The organism is Effusibacillus dendaii, assembly GCF_015097055.1.
GTDB lineage: Bacteria > Bacillota > Bacilli > Tumebacillales > Effusibacillaceae > Effusibacillus > Effusibacillus dendaii.
Genome location: NZ_AP023366.1, coordinates 3,081,507 through 3,101,979, shown reverse-complemented (window position 1 = coordinate 3,101,979; position 20,473 = coordinate 3,081,507). Strand labels below are relative to the sequence as shown.

Annotated in this window: 22 protein-coding genes and 1 pseudogene; 4 read left to right on the top strand and 19 right to left on the bottom strand. The window is 47.3% G+C overall.

The window, feature by feature from the left end; translation table 11 throughout:
- Nucleotides 1–86: 86 nt before the first annotated feature.
- The 9 genes from skT53_RS16455 to skT53_RS16420 form a co-directional block, all read right to left on the bottom strand.
- Entirely contained in the window at nt 87–389 is a 303-nt protein-coding gene (locus tag skT53_RS16455) for an MFS transporter (protein ID WP_200758874.1), read from the bottom strand.
- A gap of 16 nt (nt 390–405) precedes the next feature.
- Entirely contained in the window at nt 406–948 is a 543-nt protein-coding gene (locus skT53_RS16450) for a hypothetical protein (protein WP_200758873.1), read from the bottom strand.
- On the bottom strand, nt 948–1,265 hold the full coding sequence (locus skT53_RS16445) for a hypothetical protein (RefSeq protein WP_200758872.1): 318 nt from the start codon (nt 1,263–1,265) through the stop codon (nt 948–950). The genes skT53_RS16450 and skT53_RS16445 overlap by 1 nt, the downstream gene beginning before the upstream one ends.
- Nucleotides 1,266–1,331: 66 nt before the next feature.
- On the bottom strand, nt 1,332–2,786 hold the full coding sequence (locus skT53_RS16440; RefSeq protein ID WP_200758871.1) for an aldehyde dehydrogenase family protein: 1,455 nt from the start codon (nt 2,784–2,786) through the stop codon (nt 1,332–1,334).
- Between the two features lie 34 nt (nt 2,787–2,820).
- The gene (locus skT53_RS16435) at nt 2,821–3,834 is read right to left on the bottom strand and encodes a thiamine pyrophosphate-dependent enzyme (protein WP_264176028.1); all 1,014 of its coding nucleotides are present in this window, start codon (nt 3,832–3,834) and stop codon (nt 2,821–2,823) included.
- A 74-nt stretch (nt 3,835–3,908) separates the two neighbouring features.
- Complete coding sequence (locus skT53_RS18645; RefSeq protein WP_226375260.1) at nt 3,909–4,346, bottom strand: thiamine pyrophosphate-binding protein; 438 nt, start codon at nt 4,344–4,346, stop codon at nt 3,909–3,911.
- A gap of 27 nt (nt 4,347–4,373) precedes the next feature.
- Nucleotides 4,374–5,555, bottom strand: coding sequence for a 4-hydroxybenzoate 3-monooxygenase (gene pobA / locus skT53_RS16430; protein WP_200758870.1), 1,182 nt, complete (start codon nt 5,553–5,555; stop codon nt 4,374–4,376).
- 151 nt (nt 5,556–5,706) lie between these two features.
- Entirely contained in the window at nt 5,707–6,207 is a 501-nt protein-coding gene (locus tag skT53_RS16425) for a 3-phenylpropionate/cinnamic acid dioxygenase subunit beta (RefSeq protein ID WP_200758869.1), read from the bottom strand.
- Between the two features lie 12 nt (nt 6,208–6,219).
- Nucleotides 6,220–7,563 carry an aromatic ring-hydroxylating dioxygenase subunit alpha gene (locus skT53_RS16420; RefSeq protein ID WP_200758868.1) on the bottom strand — a complete coding sequence of 448 codons (1,344 nt, stop codon included), beginning with the start codon at nt 7,561–7,563 and terminating at the stop codon, nt 6,220–6,222.
- A 425-nt stretch (nt 7,564–7,988) separates the two neighbouring features.
- Here skT53_RS16420 and skT53_RS19270 point away from each other — a divergent pair, with 425 nt between their 5' ends.
- From skT53_RS19270 to skT53_RS16410, 3 genes and pseudogenes are all read left to right on the top strand, one after another.
- The gene (locus tag skT53_RS19270; RefSeq protein WP_404828891.1) at nt 7,989–8,204 is read left to right on the top strand and encodes a DUF1980 domain-containing protein; all 216 of its coding nucleotides are present in this window, start codon (nt 7,989–7,991) and stop codon (nt 8,202–8,204) included.
- A 266-nt stretch (nt 8,205–8,470) separates the two neighbouring features.
- A pseudogene (locus skT53_RS19265) lies at nt 8,471–8,584 on the top strand (TIGR03943 family putative permease subunit); the annotation flags it as partial.
- 89 nt (nt 8,585–8,673) lie between these two features.
- Complete coding sequence (locus skT53_RS16410; protein WP_200758866.1) at nt 8,674–9,360, top strand: permease; 687 nt, start codon at nt 8,674–8,676, stop codon at nt 9,358–9,360.
- A 24-nt stretch (nt 9,361–9,384) separates the two neighbouring features.
- Here skT53_RS16410 and skT53_RS16405 read toward each other — a convergent pair whose 3' ends face one another.
- The 5 genes from skT53_RS16405 to fdhD form a co-directional block, all read right to left on the bottom strand.
- Nucleotides 9,385–10,161, bottom strand: coding sequence for an IclR family transcriptional regulator (locus skT53_RS16405; RefSeq protein WP_200758865.1), 777 nt, complete (start codon nt 10,159–10,161; stop codon nt 9,385–9,387).
- A 291-nt stretch (nt 10,162–10,452) separates the two neighbouring features.
- The gene (locus skT53_RS16400; protein ID WP_200758864.1) at nt 10,453–11,109 is read right to left on the bottom strand and encodes a serine O-acetyltransferase; all 657 of its coding nucleotides are present in this window, start codon (nt 11,107–11,109) and stop codon (nt 10,453–10,455) included.
- On the bottom strand, nt 11,109–11,309 hold the full coding sequence (locus skT53_RS16395; protein WP_200758863.1) for a hypothetical protein: 201 nt from the start codon (nt 11,307–11,309) through the stop codon (nt 11,109–11,111). The genes skT53_RS16400 and skT53_RS16395 overlap by 1 nt, the downstream gene beginning before the upstream one ends.
- A gap of 178 nt (nt 11,310–11,487) precedes the next feature.
- Nucleotides 11,488–13,839: an FdhF/YdeP family oxidoreductase gene (locus skT53_RS16390; RefSeq protein ID WP_200758862.1), complete on the bottom strand. Its 2,352-nt coding sequence runs from the start codon at nt 13,837–13,839 to the stop codon at nt 11,488–11,490.
- A gap of 32 nt (nt 13,840–13,871) precedes the next feature.
- Nucleotides 13,872–14,654, bottom strand: coding sequence for a formate dehydrogenase accessory sulfurtransferase FdhD (fdhD, locus tag skT53_RS16385; RefSeq protein WP_200758861.1), 783 nt, complete (start codon nt 14,652–14,654; stop codon nt 13,872–13,874).
- Between the two features lie 325 nt (nt 14,655–14,979).
- Here fdhD and skT53_RS16380 point away from each other — a divergent pair, with 325 nt between their 5' ends.
- Nucleotides 14,980–15,753: an IclR family transcriptional regulator gene (locus skT53_RS16380; protein ID WP_200758860.1), complete on the top strand. Its 774-nt coding sequence runs from the start codon at nt 14,980–14,982 to the stop codon at nt 15,751–15,753.
- Nucleotides 15,754–15,819: 66 nt separating this feature from the next.
- Here skT53_RS16380 and skT53_RS16375 read toward each other — a convergent pair whose 3' ends face one another.
- The 5 genes from skT53_RS16375 to skT53_RS16355 form a co-directional block, all read right to left on the bottom strand.
- A complete protein-coding gene (locus skT53_RS16375) occupies nt 15,820–16,530 on the bottom strand; it encodes an ABC transporter ATP-binding protein (RefSeq protein WP_200758859.1) in 711 nt (236 codons plus the stop codon).
- A complete protein-coding gene (locus skT53_RS16370; protein ID WP_226375259.1) occupies nt 16,517–17,281 on the bottom strand; it encodes an ABC transporter ATP-binding protein in 765 nt (254 codons plus the stop codon). The genes skT53_RS16375 and skT53_RS16370 overlap by 14 nt, the downstream gene beginning before the upstream one ends.
- On the bottom strand, nt 17,259–18,275 hold the full coding sequence (locus tag skT53_RS16365) for a branched-chain amino acid ABC transporter permease (protein ID WP_200758858.1): 1,017 nt from the start codon (nt 18,273–18,275) through the stop codon (nt 17,259–17,261). Before skT53_RS16365 ends, skT53_RS16370 begins: the two co-directional genes overlap by 23 nt.
- Nucleotides 18,272–19,141, bottom strand: a complete 870-nt coding sequence (locus skT53_RS16360) for a branched-chain amino acid ABC transporter permease (protein WP_226375258.1) — start codon at nt 19,139–19,141, stop codon at nt 18,272–18,274. The genes skT53_RS16365 and skT53_RS16360 overlap by 4 nt, the downstream gene beginning before the upstream one ends.
- Before the next feature lie 86 nt (nt 19,142–19,227).
- Nucleotides 19,228–20,454 (bottom strand): ABC transporter substrate-binding protein, encoded by a 1,227-nt coding sequence (locus skT53_RS16355; protein WP_200758857.1) that lies wholly within the window; start codon nt 20,452–20,454, stop codon nt 19,228–19,230.
- Between the last annotated feature and the right edge of the window lie 19 nt (nt 20,455–20,473).

Genomic DNA, 20,473 nt, shown 5'->3' with positions numbered 1-20,473 from the left:
TAGAAAACAAAAAATCCCACCTTTGAGGTGGGAAGTCCGAGGGATCGTACCCGCTGCAATCTTCTGCCTGGCGTCCGCACATCCTGTCACATACTTGCCGTCCCTGACTTGCCTGCAGCATGCTGAACCGCTTTCGTGGAAATCCCCAGAACGAATAAGCAGCTTGCGACCAGCAGAACACCATCGAGGATCAGCGGCGTCCCCCAGTTGCCGGTGCTGTCACGAAGAACTCCGGAAACGACGGGCGACAGAACCGCCCCGCTTTCGGAGATAAAGTTATGCATGCCAAACGCGGCCCCCCGGTTTTCTTCCGGAGCGATTTCCGCATTGAGAGCGTGCGACACGGGCTGCAGGGCAAAGAAGAACAAGCCCGAAATAAACAGGATCATAGACATAATCACCGGATTATGGTGTCCTGTTATGATCTGAAATTCTGCCGCCAATCGGAAATCCGACAATTCCGGCAGCACCGTTGAAAGAAGCAACCAAGGCGGCTGCTACCAAGGCTCCCCCGCCAAAATCCTTCACAATCGAAACCGACCAGAATCCGTACAGCCAAAGATGCCAGATAATCGGAATGAAAGGCAGATACAGAAAGACCGGATTTTTATTCACCAAAATAGGCTGCACATCCGATTTTCTGACCTTGTACAGATAAAGAATGAAAAACGGACAAAGGCAGACCATGATAAAGGCGATCGCAATATCTGACAGCCCCACTCTCGTGGCGGCAAAATAAATACCCATGATAATCACCAGAAATACCAGAGCGTACATCGACAGATGCAGCAGCGCCTTCCCATACATTTCCTTAAAGGCGGGGGAATTAAGCTCTGCATGCTGCCCCGGCCGCTGCTTCGGCCTCATGAATTTAAACATGAGCAGCACAACGATAATGGTGAAGGCTCCCATGATGATAAAGGGGGAACGCCACGCTTCCTTTCCCATCAACGGTTCCACGTTTTGATCAGAAGCGGTGTCCCAATCGTAGCCACTGTAAGTCCGACGGACAGGCCGGTGATCACCACCCCCATGCCAAGCCCGACTTTTTCAGGCGGCGAATGAAAGACGATATAGGATCGGTCATTGGAATAGAAGACGCCTTGATCAGGCCTCCCAATCCGTGTGGATTTGGCACCACTGACAGAAAGGATATTTTGTTGTCGATCATCCAGGTCACGACAGGACCGGTCGCCGTTCGGTCGATATAGGAAACAAACCATCCCATAAACAACATCGCCCAGATCGTGTGATACCGCTGCCATCGCCTTTTTTCCACCCGCTATTCACTCCTTTACATCGCCTGCCGGCACGATAACTGGGACGACCCATCAGAACGGAAACGCGCGAGATTCATGTTGGACAGAAATCCATTTTACGGTTGTAAACTCTTCCAATGACCACTCCCCATTAAACCGGCCCAACCCGGACCCTTTTTCCCCGCCAAAGGCGATGTGCGGTTCATCATTGATCGTTTGATCGTTGACATGAATCATCCCGGTATGAATTTGTTGCGCCACTTGAATTCCCCGTTCCAACGATCCCGAGAACACGGCGCCGCTTAATCCGTACTCCGAATCATTGGCGATTAGGATCGCTTCTTCCTGACTGTTTGCCGGAATAATCACAGCCACCGGACCGAATATTTCAGATTGGGCGATCGCCATCTCATTTCTTGCATCAATCAAAATAGTAGGGGACAGCAGATTGCCTTGCGCTTCACCTTGCAGGGCTACACGCGCGCCTTCCGATACGCTCTGCTCAATCAATCCCAAAATCCGATCCACCTGTTTCCGGTTGATCAGCGGCCCCACCACCGTTTCCGGATCAGCGGGATCACCGACTTTGAGAGCCTTCACTTTCTCTGTAAAAACGCTTACAAACTCGGGATAAATCTTCCGGTCGACAATGAATCGGTTCACACACATGCAGATCTGTCCGTAATGCATAAACTTGCCAAACACTGCGGCCGCCGCCGCCTTTTCAATATCGGCATCGTCCAATACGATAAACACGTTGTTGCCGCCTAATTCAAGCGCCGCCTTTTTCAGATGTTTACCGGCAAGGGACCCGATGTGACGCCCGGCAGCCGTCGAACCGGTAAACGAGATCATGCGCGGAATCGGATGTTCAACGAAATAGTCTCCCACCTCAGCCAAATCGGCCACCACTACATTCAGTACCCCTTTGGGAAGTCCCGCTTCTTCAAATGCTTCGGCAATGATCATGCCGCCTGTGATATACGTCTGCATATCCGCTTTGAGCACCACCGTGTTCCCCGTGGCGATCGCCGAAACAACCGAACGCATGCCCAAGTGAAGAGGTACATTCCAGGGTGCAATCACGCCTACGACTCCAATGGGCAACCGATAGATTCGATTTTCTTTCCCGGGAATAACGGAAGGAACAATTTCGCCCTGCATGCGTAATGGATACGTAGCCGCTTCCCGCATAAAACCGGTCGTCAGATGCACTTCCAGATGAGCTTTAAAATGAGAGCTCCCCGCTTCTTCAATCGAAATCGGCGCGATTTCTTCCGCCCTGCGTTCGAGAACCGCAATCGCTTTCTCTATAACGGCCGTTTTCGCCATCGCCGGTGTGTTCTCCCAATCTTTCTGTGCATCTCGTGCCGCTTCATACGCTTCATCAATATCTGTTCGGCTGGCCAGTCGAATTTCTCCCAGCGTCTCGCCCGTAAACGGATTCAGATTGCTGTAAGTATGCTGGCTGGATCCCTCTTTCCAAGCGCCATTGATATAAAGCTTGTTCCATTTTGCATATTTCATATAAATCTCCCCCTCTGCCCACAATTTTTAAAAATTAACTTTTTTCAAAATTTCTGAAATCAGATTGTTGCTGGGAAACCTGCGGCAAACGTACATCCAGCACAGCAGAACGCCCACCTTTTACGATTTCCAACGCGTTTACAATGGCGTCCATCAGTTCACCCGGTTTTTCTACCGTTCTGGCAAAAGCCCCGCCCGCCGCTTCCGCTACCTTGGCCAATTCAGCAGATGGATCGAAATTCACCCAGAATTGATCCGTCCGACTCGCCATTCCGTCAGGATGTACCCCAAGCTCAGACATTCTGGGCGCTCCCCACCCCCGATTGTTATAGATAATGGTCAGAAATGGCGTATTGTATTTTCTCGCCATCCAATGAACAGGCGTCGGATTGCTAAAAATATAGGAACCATCGCCGGTGAGACTGACAATCGTCTTATCCGGGGCGGCCAGTTTTGCGCCAATCGCCGCGCCTCCATGCCAACCAAGCGCACTTGCGCCGCTTCCAAAAAGAGTTCCCGGTTTATTGCGTGGCAAATGTGTAGAGACGATTTCATAGTTGGTGATCGATTCAGTCAATACGATCGTATCCTCATCTATCGCTTCGCGAACACATGCGGTCAAGAACTGGGGTGTTATGAGGGCGGAATCGGTCAACTGCTCCAGACGCTTCCATTCTGCTCTTTGTTCCGCGTGGATTTTAGAAAATGCTTGATAGCGTTCCCTGACCCATTCCTGATCGATCGTCTCCACACCATCCAAATAAAAGTTCAATTGCTGCAGCGCCACCAATGAATCGGCTTTAAAGAATCTTTCGGAGGGAATGTACCACAGTGGGATCTTCTCTTTTAAAGGATCCACATCGATATAATAGATTTTGCAATCTTTCTGAGGTTTATTTTCCAGAGGAATCCAGGGCACATCACTATCCAGCACCAGGATAAAATCAGCTTCCGCCAAAATCTGATTCTGCACCGGCGCGCTCCACTGATACCCGACATGGAGAGGGTGGCTGGCCGGAAAATTTACATAATTGGGCACCGATTCCAATACAGGAATGGCCAATTTTTCGCTTAATTTGATCAGTTCGGAAACGGCCTCCGGGTTTCTGCCGAGGTAAGAAGTTACCCACGTTGATCAAATACATCCTGAATCCAATGGATGTGTTCATTCCGGCTTCCTGTAAGCTCACCCTCCTGCGTATGCGGGGAAGTTCCTGCAAAAATGAGGACAGGCACTCTTCTTTTCGCTGCATTATGGATGGACCCGCCCAGATTTTGCGTTCCGCATTCCACATGGACAAAAACGGCTTGCGGCTTGCCCGTCACCTGCGCATACCCGTGAGCCGCGCTCAATGCTGCCATCTCATGGGGACAAATAATAATCTGCGGGAGTTCCTTGTTCTCCAGTTGTGCTTGCGCCCAGCTTTCGATGATTGCCGGATGATCGCTGCCCAGATTCGCAAAAATACAGGAAACCCCTGCCTCCTGCCCATCATCGCACTCGCCGTTGTGTACTTGTAGGATGCCTGTGCCATATTCACCTCTCCAATCCGCATGCAATCATTGATTTATAGTGAGGATAACTTATCACTCCATGGGCAAACCGACATAATTTTCCGCGAGGCTGGTCGAGGCTGCTTGCGAGGAAGTTACATAATCAAGTTCAGCCAGCTGGATGCGATGCTCGAACGGAGTGTGGTCATGGTGCCGGTGCAGCATGGAGGTCATGTACCAGGAGAAACGCTCCGCCTTCCAAACGCGGCGCAGACAGGTTGCCGAATAGCGTTCCAGCAGTTCGGTTTTCCCTGATGTATAGAAAGAATCCAGGGCGCGTGCCAAAATCTGGACATCTGCAACGGCGAGGTTGAGTCCTTTGGCGCCGGTCGGCGGGACAATGTGCGCGGCGTCACCGGCAAGGAAAAGCCTGCCGTACTGCATCGGATCACAGACAAAGCTGCGCATCGCAATGATACCCTTTTGAATAATCGGACCTTCGATCAGTTTCCAATCGTCTTCGGTTGCAAGACGTGCATGGAGTTCCGTCCAGATACGGTCGTCAGACCAGTTGGCGATGTCATCCGCAGGATCGACTTGGATATAAAGACGCTGGATCTCCGGCGAACGCGTACTGAGCAGTGCGAAGCCGCGTTCATGGTTGGCGTAGACCAGCTCGGGCGCTGACGGCGGCGCTTCGGTAAGGATTCCCAGCCAGCCAAATGGGTAAATTTTCTGGTATTCCGTGCGGACAGTTTTGGGGATGGCAGGCCGACATGGACCGTGGAAACCGTCACACCCGGCGATAAAATCGCAGTGTATCTCCTGCAGCTCACCGTTCTTGTCCTTGCGAAAACGGATCTTTGGTGCCGAACTATCAAGATCGTGCAGGCTTACGTCGCCCACATTGAAAAGGATCTCCCCTCTCGCCTGAAGCCTTGCGGCAATTAAATCCTTGATCACCTCATGCTGGGCATATACGGTGACATTCTTCCCGCCGGTCAGCTCATGCATGTTAATCCGGTGACCTTTGCGGTTGAAGCGCAATTCAATTCCACGGTGGAAATGCCCCTCCCGCATCATTCGTTCACCGATACCCGTTGCGTTCATGAGATCTACTGTGCCCTGTTCGAGTACACCCGCGCGAATCGTTCCTTCTATTTCTTCGCGGGAGCGGCTTTCAATAATGACAGATTCAATCCCCTGCAGATGCAGGAGGTGCGAAAGCATCAGTCCTGCCGGGCCAGCTCCGATAATTCCGACTTGTGTTCGCATGTTGGCGACCTCCCCCTTTTTGTTTTTGCGATGTGCGCGACAGGTCAAATGCGAAATATTTGCATAATTCAACCCATTCTTTTGGTGATCATATACGATCACCGTGCCAACCAAAAGATGAAAATTCCCCTATACAGAACAGATAAAATTTTTACAAGAACATACTCAGATTCATAACCCCTAACACAGCCTGATCCGGATAGATGGTTCGCGATGCGATTTTCCACTCTTCATTTGCATTTCGGATGACGTCCAGCCGTTCGCCAAAAAGCTGCTCCACATCAATATCGGAACCTCTGCTGCGCATGAATAAAAAACAGCTTCGCACTTGCCATTCGTTTGGTTGAGACCCTTGTTCCACAAGTATGTTCGTTATGAAATGCCGCTGGCGCGGCGCCGGATTGTCCACCCATGCTGATGACGTGCGGAGTCTGTTCACCCTGGTGGTTAAGGATTTTTTCGTTTCTTCAAAAAAGGTCATCTCCTCTACAAGATTGGGACCGTCCTTGGCCTCTTTTGTCACTCGCATCGGCATCCGGTACACGATATCATCTGCCAGCATGTCGAGCCACTCTTCATATTTTCTGTGGTCTAACAGATAGGTTTCACGGGTAAGAAACTGGGTAATGTGGCAGTGTAATTCACGATTCATAACGATTCCCCCTTACTCTGCACCTGAAAGATCTCTCGTAAGCAGTTCTAACCAATATTCATGCATGCTTCTTGATAAGGCATCAAGATAACAGGTGGGATACGCGATACCAGGTCCGGGGAATGTATTATCAGGCTCGACTCGATCGAATCCCATCAGATAATTGCAGAGATTGTTGTAACTCAGTTCTTTGTCTCGCGCCATAATGCCCCTGCTGGCTTGCACAATACGAGCCCAGATTTCGGTGTCGTCCTGCTCCAATGTGCCAGACGGCCCAAACGATCCAATATACCCTTTGTAGGCTTCTTCTTTGTACTCTTCCGGTGCCGCCTTATCAATCATAAACCAGCACCAGACTTCCACTTTTTCCGGCCCTAAAGGCCGCCAAACCCGAAAATTCAAGTAGTTATGCAAATGTCCCTCTGTTCCATGAATGGGGCTGACAAACGAAAGATTCGGGAAAACGCCTCCTACAAAAACGGTCGTTCTCGATAAAATATCCACTTGTTCCGGACATAAGTTTCTTTCAAACATCGGCCACATGGATTCGGGCAATCCTTGGAATCGATAAGCAGACCGTCCTGTAGCTGACGTGATGACATTGATGCCGTGCCCATGTCCTAAAACGACTTGATGTCCATAACCGGCATATAAGGGATCTTTCGGACTGATACCCAATTCAACGGTAGATCGATGGGTGGTTTGCACATGATAGGGGTCTGCCGCGAAGTTTTCGCTTGTCATTTTCCAATTGGCATGAGCTACCCAACGCTGAGGGACGCCTCTGACTTCCATTCCTCCATCGCTTCTCCCCAGCAGCATATCGAAATACCATTTCATATCTCCCAGATACTCTTCCAGCGGCATCGCTTTCGGATCCAAGTTTCCAAAGATCATCCCTTGATAAATGCCAATCTTCGGAATTCTGCGGAGGGACCACTCGTCTTTTTTCATCTCCTGTCCATATACCTTGTCTCCCGCGACAATGCCAATCAGATCTCCCTCCAGGTTATAACTCCACCCATGATAGGCACACGTGAACGTTTTCCTATTTCCTGCATCTGCCGTACACAAGTGCGACCCTCTATGCGTACAAGAGTTGAGGAAAGCTTTCAATTCTCCGGAATTTGTTTTGACAAGCAGTACCGGATCATTCACCATCCATCGTGTTACATAACTTCCGGGTTCCTTTAATTCGGATTCATGCGCTAAAAATTGCCAGGTATGACCAAATATCTCTTCAAGTTCCAATTCGTAGATTTCCGGATCTGTCACTACCCATTGCGGCAATAGTCCTTCTGCCATTTTTTGTTTCAGCGTCTGAAACGTCTTTTCGTTCAATCTATTTCTGCTCATTGGGCATTTCCAACCTCCTTATCCTTTGATGTATTCCCACGCCGCCTTCTGATTCACCTGATGAATTGATAAACCACTATATGATCTGCTAGTATAAAATATAGTTCTGTGATTTCTGATATGTCAATATTTTTGTAATTTTTAACCAACAAAAACACCCTGCTCTGACGTCGGGCATATTCACCATGAGTATTCACGAGATAAGGTTGAAAAATATTGCTTTAGTATCACTTTTTCTTAAGGTGCAGGAATTTTAGCCCCTGAAACTTGGACAGTACTCCCCTTATTCCGATAAACTAAAATTAGCTGAAAGGGTAACGGAACAACGGGAACGGTATTGGCAAAATGACAGCGGTGACTGTTGAATCCGGAAGGAGAAATTAAAATGCGAAAGCGGCTATTTACCGAAGGAAGTTGTACAAGGATTGATAATGTTCAGCTTTACTCTGTTTCTTTTGAAGTTGTTCCGTACAGGAGAAATTCACAATCTTGTGTCGCCCATGATCGGGATGTTGTTGAAGATAACAACAGGTGTTTTGCTTGTTATGACCTCCCATGCTTTATCTACAAGTTTTCGTTTCAAAAGAAACCGCGGGTATTACCATCAACACACTCATGACAACCACCACACACGAACATGATGATCATAATCATAATTTGAGACCGCAAGCAAGGGGCCAATCAGCTCTTGTGAACAAGACGGACGATGGGACAACTCCCGATACACCTTCATTGGATAAAGTTGATTTGCAAAAGGTACCCAAATTGGAACTGAAGGATTACCCCAAACCTCCGAAACCCGCCTCTGGATCTTCACTGCCTCTTAATCAGTCAGTAGAAAATATTTTGATTGCACCGGAGTATTATTTTTAACCAGCGGTTTGAGTTTTCCTGATTTGTCTATCATCCACCGGGTTGGCCGCAAAATCGGCTGATCTTAATGCGTCTTGTGATCGTTTGTTGTGCAGCTGATATGATGCCCATGGGTATTACTGTTGAATCGAGCGATGCATCGCAGTAAACGAATAACACATGGGTAGAAATTGACGGTGTTAACCAGGAAAATTCCTGAAGCCGACCAGGAATTGCCGATAAGCTGGTATGCTGGCTATGAACAGAAGCCTGTTCTCGTCGCTCACAGCATTAAAACTATTAACCAGCCAGATGAGCCCGATCTCTATCCAAATATCCAACACGTTGACCATGATCGCCACCTATTTTGCTTTCGGGATGAACCCTTCGATGATGTGGACACGAACCGCTGCCACACTTGGAATAGCGGTTGCGATAGGTTGGGTCCTTTTAACCATCGAATCGAAACGGCGCAAGCTATCGCCGCGTGAGCGAGATGAACTTCCGATGTTGGAAATCGCTGCAACCGGTACTCCTGCGCCTAGACGAACCGTTCTGCAAGTATTAGGTGCAGTAATCGAGCATGCGGTGATCGAATTTTTCGAAGTTGGAGGTTTTGTGATTATCAGTGCCGCAGTTGCTACTCTTTTACAAACAGTGGTGCCAATCTCCATCATCTCTCCCATTGGGCAGCATCCTGTTTGGTCGGTACTTGCAATGATGGGTCTTGCTTCGTTGCTCTCACTTTGCCCGGAAGCGGATGCGTTCGTCGCTCGTTCTCTTGCAGGATTGACGACGTCTGGCGGCGTGCTGGGGTTCTTGGTGATCGGCCAAATGATCGATATGCGTAATATATTCCTGTTTCCGCACTCAGCAGTGAAAATTGCCTTCTGCCTGGCGATTGTCCTTCCGCTTTGTGTAAGTATTTGGATGAATTACAGATAATTGATGGAAGAGTGGTTAAACGATTCATTTTATAATGTGACCCATTCGCAAGGATATTTTCATTGCCGTCTCTTTCGTCTGTTTGATGAATCGATCTCTCGGTTCTCCTTCCATTTTGAAGCTGGGCCCCGAAATGCCGATGGCAGCAATCGCTTTGTCTTTTCCGTCGAAAACCGGCACTGCGATGGCCGTAAAGCCGGCAAACGTTTCTCCCTCATCAACAAAAAACCCATTTTTTCGTATTTCCTGCAGTCGATGGATAAAACGTTCTTTATTAATCAATGTATCGGGCGTCAGAGCCTCAAGCGGATATTGATCGAGAATTTTCTGCACAAAATCCGGTTCCATATGAGCCAACAACACAATTCCATATGCCCCGTTATGCAAGATACGCCTTCTTCCGATGAAATTACGCGGTTGGAATCCTTCATCACTGTCGTACCTTGCCAGATACTGGACCGTTTCATTTTGTGGAACAGCGAGTATCACCGAATGACCCGTCACCTCGTATAACTCCTGCAGATAGGGTTCCGCTTCCCGGCGAATATCCAAATTCTCTAAAACGATGCCACCATATTCCAAAGATTTATACCCGAGGCGGTACCGGTTTTCTTTCTTATCGTAATGAATCAGCCCATTTTTCTCCAAGGTCCAGAGCAACCGGTAGATGGTGGCCTTGGCCAATTTTGTTTTTTCGATAATTTCTTCAATGGACAGATCGGGCCGTTCAAAACTAAAACAGTTTAAGATTTGAATGGCGCGTTCCACAGCTCGAATCGGATCTACATTCAATTCCCTCATCGTGACTCTCCAATCCACTAAAAGAACATTCAAATACTTGTGTGGGTATTAAATTTATTATATACATCACGGATTTGGATTTGAATTTTTTTCTCACCGGGCGGTTTCTTCGTTTCCTCAAGCTCCTTCTCAAGTTCTGCTCATGATTGGGAGGACCATAGCTAAACCGGATAAACAGCCCCAGAAATGCTTCCATCCAAACGCGTAAAGCTTTATGTAATCAAAGGATTCCGACAGATCTCTAAGATGTTTGCACAGAAGTCATTCCCTCCACCTCACTCGACATCTTTTCTACCGAAAACTATTTTTTCCTCGCATAATAAAAACCCCGTTCACCCTAACTCTTATAAGCAAAGAGAAGTTTGTCCGGGGGCTTATGGGGCTACTCCAATCTTCAATTGTCGGATGACGCTTTGTACCACGAACTACATTTCCGACTTCATCCATTTTAAAACTAAGTGCTCCTAATGTAACGCCTTGATAAATTTTCACATGATTGCCAATCTGACAAGTCTCGCCAATGACCACACCGGTACCATGATCGATGAAAAAATGCGTTCCTATTGTAGCACCGGGGTGAATATCGATTCCCGTTAAGCTATGCGCATGTTCTGTCATGATTCGTGGAATCAATTGAACCTTCAGTTTATGTAATTCATGCGCCAGACGATACACAGTAATCGCGTAAATACCAGGATAGGATAAAACAATCTCTTCATAGCTGCTGGTGGCAGGATCACCTACATATGCGGCTTTCACCTCCAGTATCAGCTTATGGCGGATATTAGGCAATTGTTCAATAAATTGATCAGCGCACTTAAACGCCTCTTCAAATTTTTTGCAATATAAATCACCAACTTGATGGCCATTTGCATTTATACAGTGGTGTTTCATACTATCATGAATTTGCCTTGCCAGCGTTCGGTGGATGATAGTTATTTGTTCCATTAATGTTGTTGGATATTGATAAATTCGACAGGTCCAAAATACCCCGGAAATAAAACAGCTTGCATATTGTTAATTAGATTTATAATTGTCTCACGGTTAACAGAGCTTTGAGATATACTAATGGGATCCTCTGAACATCCTTGCTGCAACTGACTTACTACACTTGGCAATGGGTTAAACATATTTTTCAAGTAATCCATACTTTATTCCTCCGGTCCTATGGCACTACCCATACGTGTAAAAAGGACAGATTGAATTATTCCCCTGTCACCCGTCCTTTTCAATGTGAAATTATCGATAACTATTTTTGGTGGCAGCATAGCCACCTTATAATAGATGGCTAGTTCTATGCTTCTTGTTGATTTTTACACCCTAACCTTACTCAACGCTTACCTTACGTTCTTCGATTGCCTTTTCGGCGTACGATATATCCTTTGCCGCGTGATACATTTCGGCCTTTTCCACAGTCACCGTCGTGTTGTATTCCGGAATCCCCGCATACTGCTCGTAGACTCCTTTCGGAATGAGACAGTTGCCTTCCGGCCAATGGACTTCTATGTTCCCCGGCTTCACATTCTCGAATTTGGCATGCCCCTGTAACATGCCGTGTTCATTATGGACAACGATTGCCTCGCCTTCCTTGAGATTAAGTGCACTTGCATCTGCCGGATGGATCAGCACATCATAGCGGTCCGCCTTGTTGAAAGGATCGGTTTCGCTGTATACCATGGAATTAAATTGTTTTCCCCGGCGTGTCGTGACATAAAAGCGCCCTTCCGCTTTTCTTAACTCCGGCAATTCAATTTCAATCAGGTTACCTCGCCCGTCCGGTGTCGGACATATCCCGTCTTCACATAGCCAGGCACCGCCCCATTGGAACACGTCGCCCTGCTTCTTCAAATGCTGAATTCCGTCGTAATTCGGGGCGGCTTTAGCGATTTCATCGCGGATTTCCTGAGCGTTATCAAACCAGATCAAATGTTTTTGTTGCGGTTTCACGCGGGCCGCAAGATCGATAAAGATCTGCCATTCCGCGCGCGCTTCCGGGATACGGGGGCCGGGAATTTCAGGCGAAAAGTAGACCATCCTTTCCGTGGAAGTCGACGTAACTCCCCCCGGCATCTCATAACGGGTCATTGCGGGTAACACAATCACCGCTTCATTCGCATCAACCAATGTCGATGTGTTGAAAATAATGTCCTGGTGAACACGAATATCCACATTTTCCAAGCACATTTTGACAAAATCGGGATTCGGCATCGTTTCGAGGAAGTTACCTCCCGAAGTGTAGAAGAGCTTAAGTTTTCGTTCATGATCTGTTGGAAGAAGAGCGTTCTCAATCGTAACTCCGACAATATCGCCTTGCCACTTTGGCAGTTCAAACCCCCAAACCTTTTCAATTCGTTCGACATCCAGTCCTTTGAAGTCACCGCCGGGCAAACTGAACGGATCGGCTCCCATCTCACCGGATCCCTGTACTCCGGAATGTCCACGAATCGGCATCAATCCGCAATGTTCACGGCCCAAAAATCCGCGCAACAGGGCAAGGTTTGCCACTTGCGAAATATTGTCCGTACCAAACCGGTGCTGCGTTAATCCCATCGACCACACAAACACTGCTGACTTCGCTTCAGCAAGCAGCTTGGCGAATACGTACATCCGTTCTTTCGACAAACCGGACGATTTTTCAAGCGTTTCCCAGTCATACTTCATAATATGGGCTTTTAGTTGTTCGTAACCGTTCACATGTTCCTCGACAAATTGGTGGTTGATGGCGGAACCCGGCAGCCGTTCTTCCATTTCAAACCAACTCTTCATCACACCGTTCATAAACGCAATGTCCCCGCCAATATTCACTTGGTAGAAATCATCTGCGATTTTGGTTCCGAAAAGGGCAGATTCCGGAATCGAAGGAATCCAGTATTTTTCCATCGCGGGTTCATAATACGGGTTAATCACGATGATTTTGGTTCCTTTCCGCTTGGCAGCATACATATATTTTGTCGATACCGGCTGATTATTTGCTGCCACGCTGCCCCAAAACACAAGTACGTCCGTTCCGATCCAATCTTTATAATTGCAGCTTGAAGCCCCAATGCCAACGGATCGTTTCAATGCTGTCTTTGAGGGTGAATGGCAAATGCGGGAAGCGTTGTCAATATTATTGGTTCCCAGGAAACGTGCCACTTTCGCAGCCACATAATACGATTCATTCGGGATTCCTCGGGACGTCAGATAAAATGCAAGTTGCTTTGGATCGATGCACCTGATTTTTTCAGCAATCTGATCAAGCGCTTCGTCCCAGGAAATACGGGTGAAATTGCGTTCCCCTTTTCTACGGATCAACGGATACGGAATGCGCCCCAATTTACGAAGTGTAGTGCTGTCCATTTTTCGAAGCTCGTCGATATCGGCATGAACGATTTCTGCTTTTATCGCGGGCATTGTGTTTAAACGGAGCACATTCAGCCGCGTCGTACAAAGATGCGGCCCGGCTAATGTCTGATCGTGAAGTCCGGCAACCCCCAGTGCGCATCCGTCGCAAACCCCTTTTTGCAAAATTCGGACAGCATAAGGCAGGTTATCACGGTTCTCCCATGCAATTTTTATCGTATCGCGAATGTGGTGCGGTTTGACTTTTCCAAATCCAAAGGGAATTGGACTCACCCAAAATCGTGGGTCTGGCAGCGAGGGAAGCTTAATTGGACCAGTATGTTTTGTCTTTCCCATTTTAATCACTCCTGTTTTGATAGGTTTATCCTCTACACAATACGTTCCGGATGAGTGTACACGTTCATTTTCCGTCCCCGCACAAATCCAATGATCGTGATCCCAAGTTCCTCCGCCATTTCTAAGGCGAGATCGGTAGGAGCCGATTTTGATATCAAGATTCCCACTCCAATTTTAGCTACTTTAAGCAGTACTTCAGATGAAATCCGGCCGCTGAATACAATTACTTTGTCATGCAAGTGAATCCGGTTCTGCATCCAGTACCCGAAGATTTTATCCAATGTGTTATGCCTGCCGATATCTGTACAGGAGATGATAATTTCATTCTTGCTGCATAGCGCGGCGTTATGTACACCGCCTGTTGTTTGGAAATGAGTGGAACTTTGCTGCAACAACTCCATCAGATAAAAACATTGATCCACAGTGATTTGGTTCCGGCTCATAACGGTCTTGGCCGTCTTTACATCATTGTGAAAATAAAAGGATTGCCTGCTCTTGCCGCAGCATGAACCGATAAACCTCTTGGCATAGAATTCAAGGCTTGTTGGCTGTTTGTTGGTGGTTTCCACATAGGCGAATCCTCGCTCTTCGTTAAGAGTGACCGATACAATTTCTTCAGGAAAACGAATGACTCCTTCGGAGGTAAGAAAACCAATTGCCATCTCTTTCAAGTGAGTCGGGGTACAGACCAAGGTCGCAAATTCCTGTCCGTTTAGCACGATGGTAAAAGGGTATTCGGACGCCACTTCATCTACTTGTTCAATCAGGGCGTTGCCGTCATATTTAAAAACTGTTCTGTTTTTTGTAGTTTCCATGTTATCCACCCATGTATAAACGGAAATGATTTCATCAGCACATTACCTGTTTATTATCATAATTGACTCTGTAGAACCTGTTTGCGTAGCAGCTTTGATCAGTAAAACCTACAAAACTCACAACCCCAACAAGGAAATCCGGCTTGGCATATCGTAATTCTTTTAACATACAACCTGTTCTTCTATAGTGAACAACGAGATAGATTTTACAGAAAATCGTTGTAGTTTATACTTAAAGGTTTACAGTTGTGGAGATTTTCAGACGGAATTTTTCAGAATCGATTGAATAATGTGGTATAGAAAGGTTTAAGGAGGAGATCTGCTTATGCCGGAAAAAAATGAGCAACGTATGCTGTCTTCACTCAGCAACGCCCTTCGAATCCTTCGTTCCTACTCGATGGATAAACCCAGCCAGGGCATTACGGAAATTGCCGTCGCGCAAAATTTGGGAAAAAGCACGGTACACCGTCTGGTTTCCACGCTTGTTAAAGAAGGATTTCTGGTTAAAGAATCGGAAACACACAAATATCGGTTGGGATACTCGGTTCTCGCTCTTAGCGGAGTGATCTTTTCCACTCTGGATATCTATAATGAAGCGCTCCCGGTTGTCCGAAAACTGGTGGATACAGTAGATGAGACCGCACATATTGGAATACTGGACGGAAACGAGCTTATCTACATAATGAAGATCGAGTGTACTCACCATGTTCGCTTTTTAACGCACGTAGGCAAAAGAAACCCGCTTTATTGTACAAGTTCCGGCAAAGTGTTGCTGGCCCATCAAGAGCCTGATTTTATCAAACAGATCATTGAAAATGGCCTGGTGAAACATACGCCGAACACGCTGACCAACCCGAATCTGCTGCATCAGGAATTGGCAAAAATTAAAACTCAGGGCTATGCGACCAGCTTTGAAGAGTTACTGGAGGGTGTGCATTCGCTGGCAGCCCCTATTCGCGACTATACAGGACAAGTCGTGGCGGCCCTTACCCTCGTGGGTCCGAAACAGCGTATGGGCCGCTCCAAAGTAGCATATTTAAGCAAGAAAGTAATAGAAGCCTGCCAGGAAATTTCACAGAATCTAGGGTTTTATAGATGATCTCAAACCAACCGAGCCTATGCGATTGTTTAAAAGAAACAACGCAAAGGCTTGGTTTGTGAGCAATCAGACTCCCAAATAGCGGTGCTGAATCTCTTCATTCGCCAGCAATTGCTGCGGTTCTCCCTGCCAAACGATCTGCCCCTTATTCATCACCAACACTTCGTTTGCCACTCCGCACGCCAAATAGAAGTTTTGTTCCACCAAGAGGATCGACAAGCCCGTTTCCTTCAGCTTTTTTATAATTTCGCCTACCTGTTCGATAATGATCGGCGCCAATCCTTCAGACGGTTCATCCATCAGAATCAATTGCGGATTGGTGATCAGCGCCCTTCCGATCGCCAGCATTTGTTGTTGCCCGCCGGACAACTGAGTGCCCATATTGTTTTCCCGCTCCTTCAGGATTGGAAACAATTCGTATACTTTCGCAAGCGTCCACTTCTCTTGGTCTGTGCGGGACTGGTCCGCATGTCGCGCGGCAATTGTCAAATTTTCTCTGATTGTAAGCGAAGGAAAGATCCGTCTTCCTTGTGGTACCAGACCGATTCCACAACGGGAGATTTGATAGGGCGTAAGTTTCTCAATTTTCCTCCCCTGAAACCGGATCGTTCCGTTGCGAGGAGGAGTAAGTCCTGCGATGCTGTGGATCGTGGTTGTTTTTCCCGCTCCATTACGGCCCAGCAGGGCGACACATGTTCCTTTTGGCACTTCAAAGGAGATCCCCTGCAAAATATGGCTGTTGCCATAATAGGTATGGACATTATCAAGTTTGAGCATGCGCCATAGCCCCTCCTCCGAAGTAAATTTCTTTGACTCTTTCATCACCGCGAATCTCATTCGGGGACCCAGTCATAAACAGTTCCCCATGATGCAGAACCGTTATCCGGTCTGCGATCGAAAATACGACTTCCATGTCGTGTTCAATCACCAATAATGAAACAGAACGGGGCAGACTTTGAATCAATTGGGTAGTTTGCAACGTTTCTGCAGGAGACATACCGGACGTAGGTTCGTCCAGCAACAGGATCTTTGGCTTGGAAGCCAATGCCAGCACAATTTCCAGCAATCTCTGCTCCCCGTACGACAATTCATTTACCAGACGATGACGGCGTTCCCAAAGGTTCCACCTTTCCAGTAATTCCTGTGTTTCTTGCAGCAAATCCGTATACATTCGAAACGGTTTGATTATGTTGTTGCGATAGGGCTTGCAAGCATTTATGGCTAAATGCAAATTCTCTTCGACGGTCAAATTGCCAAACAGATTATTTTTCTGAAAGGTACGAGCCATACCATTTGCAACCCGGGTGTCGGACGGCAGCCCGCTGATTTTTCTTCCATTTAGCATGACAACACCGTCATCGATTGGCAAAACACCCGTGATACAGTTGAACAGTGTCGTTTTCCCCGCACCATTTGGGCCGATAATCACATGACGTTCTTCGCTTTCCACTTCCAAACTGACATTTTTCAACACCTGCAGGCCTTTAAACGATTTGCTTAGACGTTCAACCTTTAACAGATTCACCATTGACAACCTCCCCCGCTTGCTTCGATGGCCCCATTTCCACAGCTGGATTGTTTCCACCCCGGAAGTTCGATTGAATCTTGGCCCACACGAATATCAATAAATGAGCGACTCCTCCTCGCCCGTAAAGGACAAACGCAACGAAGATCAATCCCATAATGATGGGCCAACGTTCCGTATAGGAGCTCATGTAGTTTTGCAGCACAACAAAAAAGGCAGCGCCAATCGGCGGACCAAACAGAGTACCCACCCCTCCGATGATGACCATAACCATCGCTTGCCCTGAGAAGATCCAGCTTAATGTGTCAGGGCTCACAAACAAGTTATAAAGGGAGTACATGGCGCCCGCGAAACCGGCCATCATTCCGGAGATCGTATAGGCGAGCAGCTTGAATGAATGAGTCCGATAGCCCAGCGCCTTCATGCGTGACTCGTTCTCCTTGACGCCTTGAACCGCTTTTCCCGCCGGGGAATTTACAAAACAGCTCAGAAACAGATAACAGAGCAAAAAAGAAATTGCCATCAAATAATAAAGACCTAAAGGGCTGGAGATCGGGCCAAACCCTAAGTCGGGCGAGGCGGATACGGCCATCCCGTCCGCACCGCCGGTCACATTTTTCGCCTTATAGACAACCGCATAGAGCATCTGGCTGAATGCTAATGTAATCATCAAAAAATAGGCGCCTGATGTTTTAATAAACAAGAATCCGGACAACCAGGCTAACAAACCGGCAATCAAAATGGCCGCGAGCAAGAGCACATAGGTGTTCGGGAAATACTTGCCCAATAATGCAACGGTATAGGCGCCAGCGCCAAAAAAAGCGGCATGTCCCAAAGAAACAAGACCCGCGTATCCGATGATTAAGCCAAGTGAAAGAGCAAAAATCGAGATCACGAACATTTCGGTAAACAATGAAACGCTGTACGAAGACAACACGAAAGGCAGTGCAAGGATAAGGATGACAGCTGCCAGAGAAATCGGAAACTTCTTCTTCACGCCTCCACCCCTTTTCCAAACAGACCGGACGGTTTTACGAGCAACACGCCCACCATCAAGGCAAACACCAGTACCATCGATAACGAGGGGAACCATATTTGTCCAAGCGTTTCAATCATGCCAATCAGAATAGCGCCAATAAACGAGCCTCTCCAAGTGCCCAAACCGCCAATCACCACAATCACCAGCGAGAAAATTAAAATATCGGCATCCATCCCATTATAAAGGCCCAATATAGGTCCTCCGAGTGTACCGCTTACACCGGCTAACGCTGCACCAAACGTGAACACGCCTGTAAAAACCAATTTTACGTTGATTCCCAAGGCACCGAGCATTTCCCGGTCGTCTACACCCGCGCGAACGATGGCGCCAATGCGGGTTCGCGTTTCGAAATACCAAAGAAAAAAAGCCACGATGCAGCCCACAGCTACAACAAACAGCCGATATGCAGGAAACTGTACGACACCTGCGGAAATGGAAAAATCCAACATCGGTGGTACGGGCAGCGTTTGTGGGCTGGAACCCCAAATCCACTTGACAAGGTCTGTAAAAATATACATCAATCCAAACGTCAAAAGGATTTGTTCAAATGTTTTTCCGTACATCCGGGAAAGAAGAAAACGTTCCACCAGTACCCCCATAACTGCCACTGCAAGGACCGACAATAACAAAGCCACCCAAAATCCTGCATGTTGATTTATAAAGGTAAAAGCGACATAAGCTCCCAACATGAAAAAAGTTCCGTGAGCCAGATTAATCACGTTCATGATGCCAAATATAATGGATAGTCCTGCCGCGATCATAAACAGCAGCATTCCATAGGCCAAACCTGTGAGAATTTGCACAAACAAGATAGAAAAATCCAAATAACTCCCCTCCCCTGGTCTGTAAGTGCATAATAGGCTGAAATAAGCGAGGGGCCTGGTTGAGCCCCTCGATATCCTGTCAGGGGTTATTTGTCTGGAGCTTTCTCCGGCATGGTTACGTCTTTTACCGTTTCGATCACTTCCTGAACAATAGCTCCATCTTTCATCACATTTTTCACGATGTACATGTTTTGAATGGGGTTGTTCGTTTTGGGGTCGATGGTAATGCGTCCGCGCGGACTGTCAAAGGAAATTCCTTTCAGCACCTTGATCAGATCTTCCGATTTCTTGCTGCCTGCTTTTTGAATCGCGGCGTCAATGATTTGTGCGGAGTCATACCCCTGTACGCTGAACACATTCGGGTTTTTACCATATTTCGCTTTATACGACTGGACAAATTTTTTGTTCACATCATTATCCAGATTGGGGAAGTAGGTGACTGCCGCCAGAATTCCTTGCGCCGCATCCCCTGCCGGACCGGTAATCAGTTCATCTCCCAATTCAAGAGGACCGGTTAACGGGACTTTCCCCGCCAAACCAAATTGCTTGTACTGTTGAACGAAGCGAATTCCATCCGTTCCAGTTGCAAACGCATATACAAAATCTGGATTTGCTTTTGCAATTTGCGTCATGTATGCGGCAAAGTCGTTGGTGCCCAATTTTGGATACGCTTCTTCCACAACCGTACCGCCCGCCGCTTTAAAAGCCGCCTTGAACGCTTCTGCATTCTCATGACCTGCCGGATAATCAGGTCCTGCTACAAATGCCTTTTTGCCAACATGTTCAGCAAAATATTTTGCGCCTGCGCTGCCATTTTGCCAATTGGAGAAAGACACCCGGTACACATAATCGCTCTTTTTATCCCAGGACATATCATCTGCTGCCGCGTTCGCATCGATCAGCACAATCTTGTCCTTTTCGATCTGATCTCGCAACGCGTAAAGAACAGGAGTGGAAATCGGTCCTACTAACATATCAACCTTTTGGCTATCCACCAATTGACGATACTTGCGTAAAGCCACTTGCGGGTTTCCTTCATCGTCCTCATATTTAATTTCTACCTTTTGATTGCTGATCGAATTATTATGCTGTTCAAAATAAAGCTCCATCCCATTCTTGATACTCTCGGACAACGGCGCAAACGTTCCGGTAAAGCTTAGAATGACGCCGATTTTTACAGGTTGGCTGCTGGCAGATGATCCAGAATTTGTCGCCGTATTTCCGCAAGCTGTCATAAAGATCATCAACATTCCTAATACAAGTGAGAACCCCCATTTCCAACCCACTCTTTTGTAAGCGCTTACGGTTTGCATGTTCTATGCCCCCTGATTA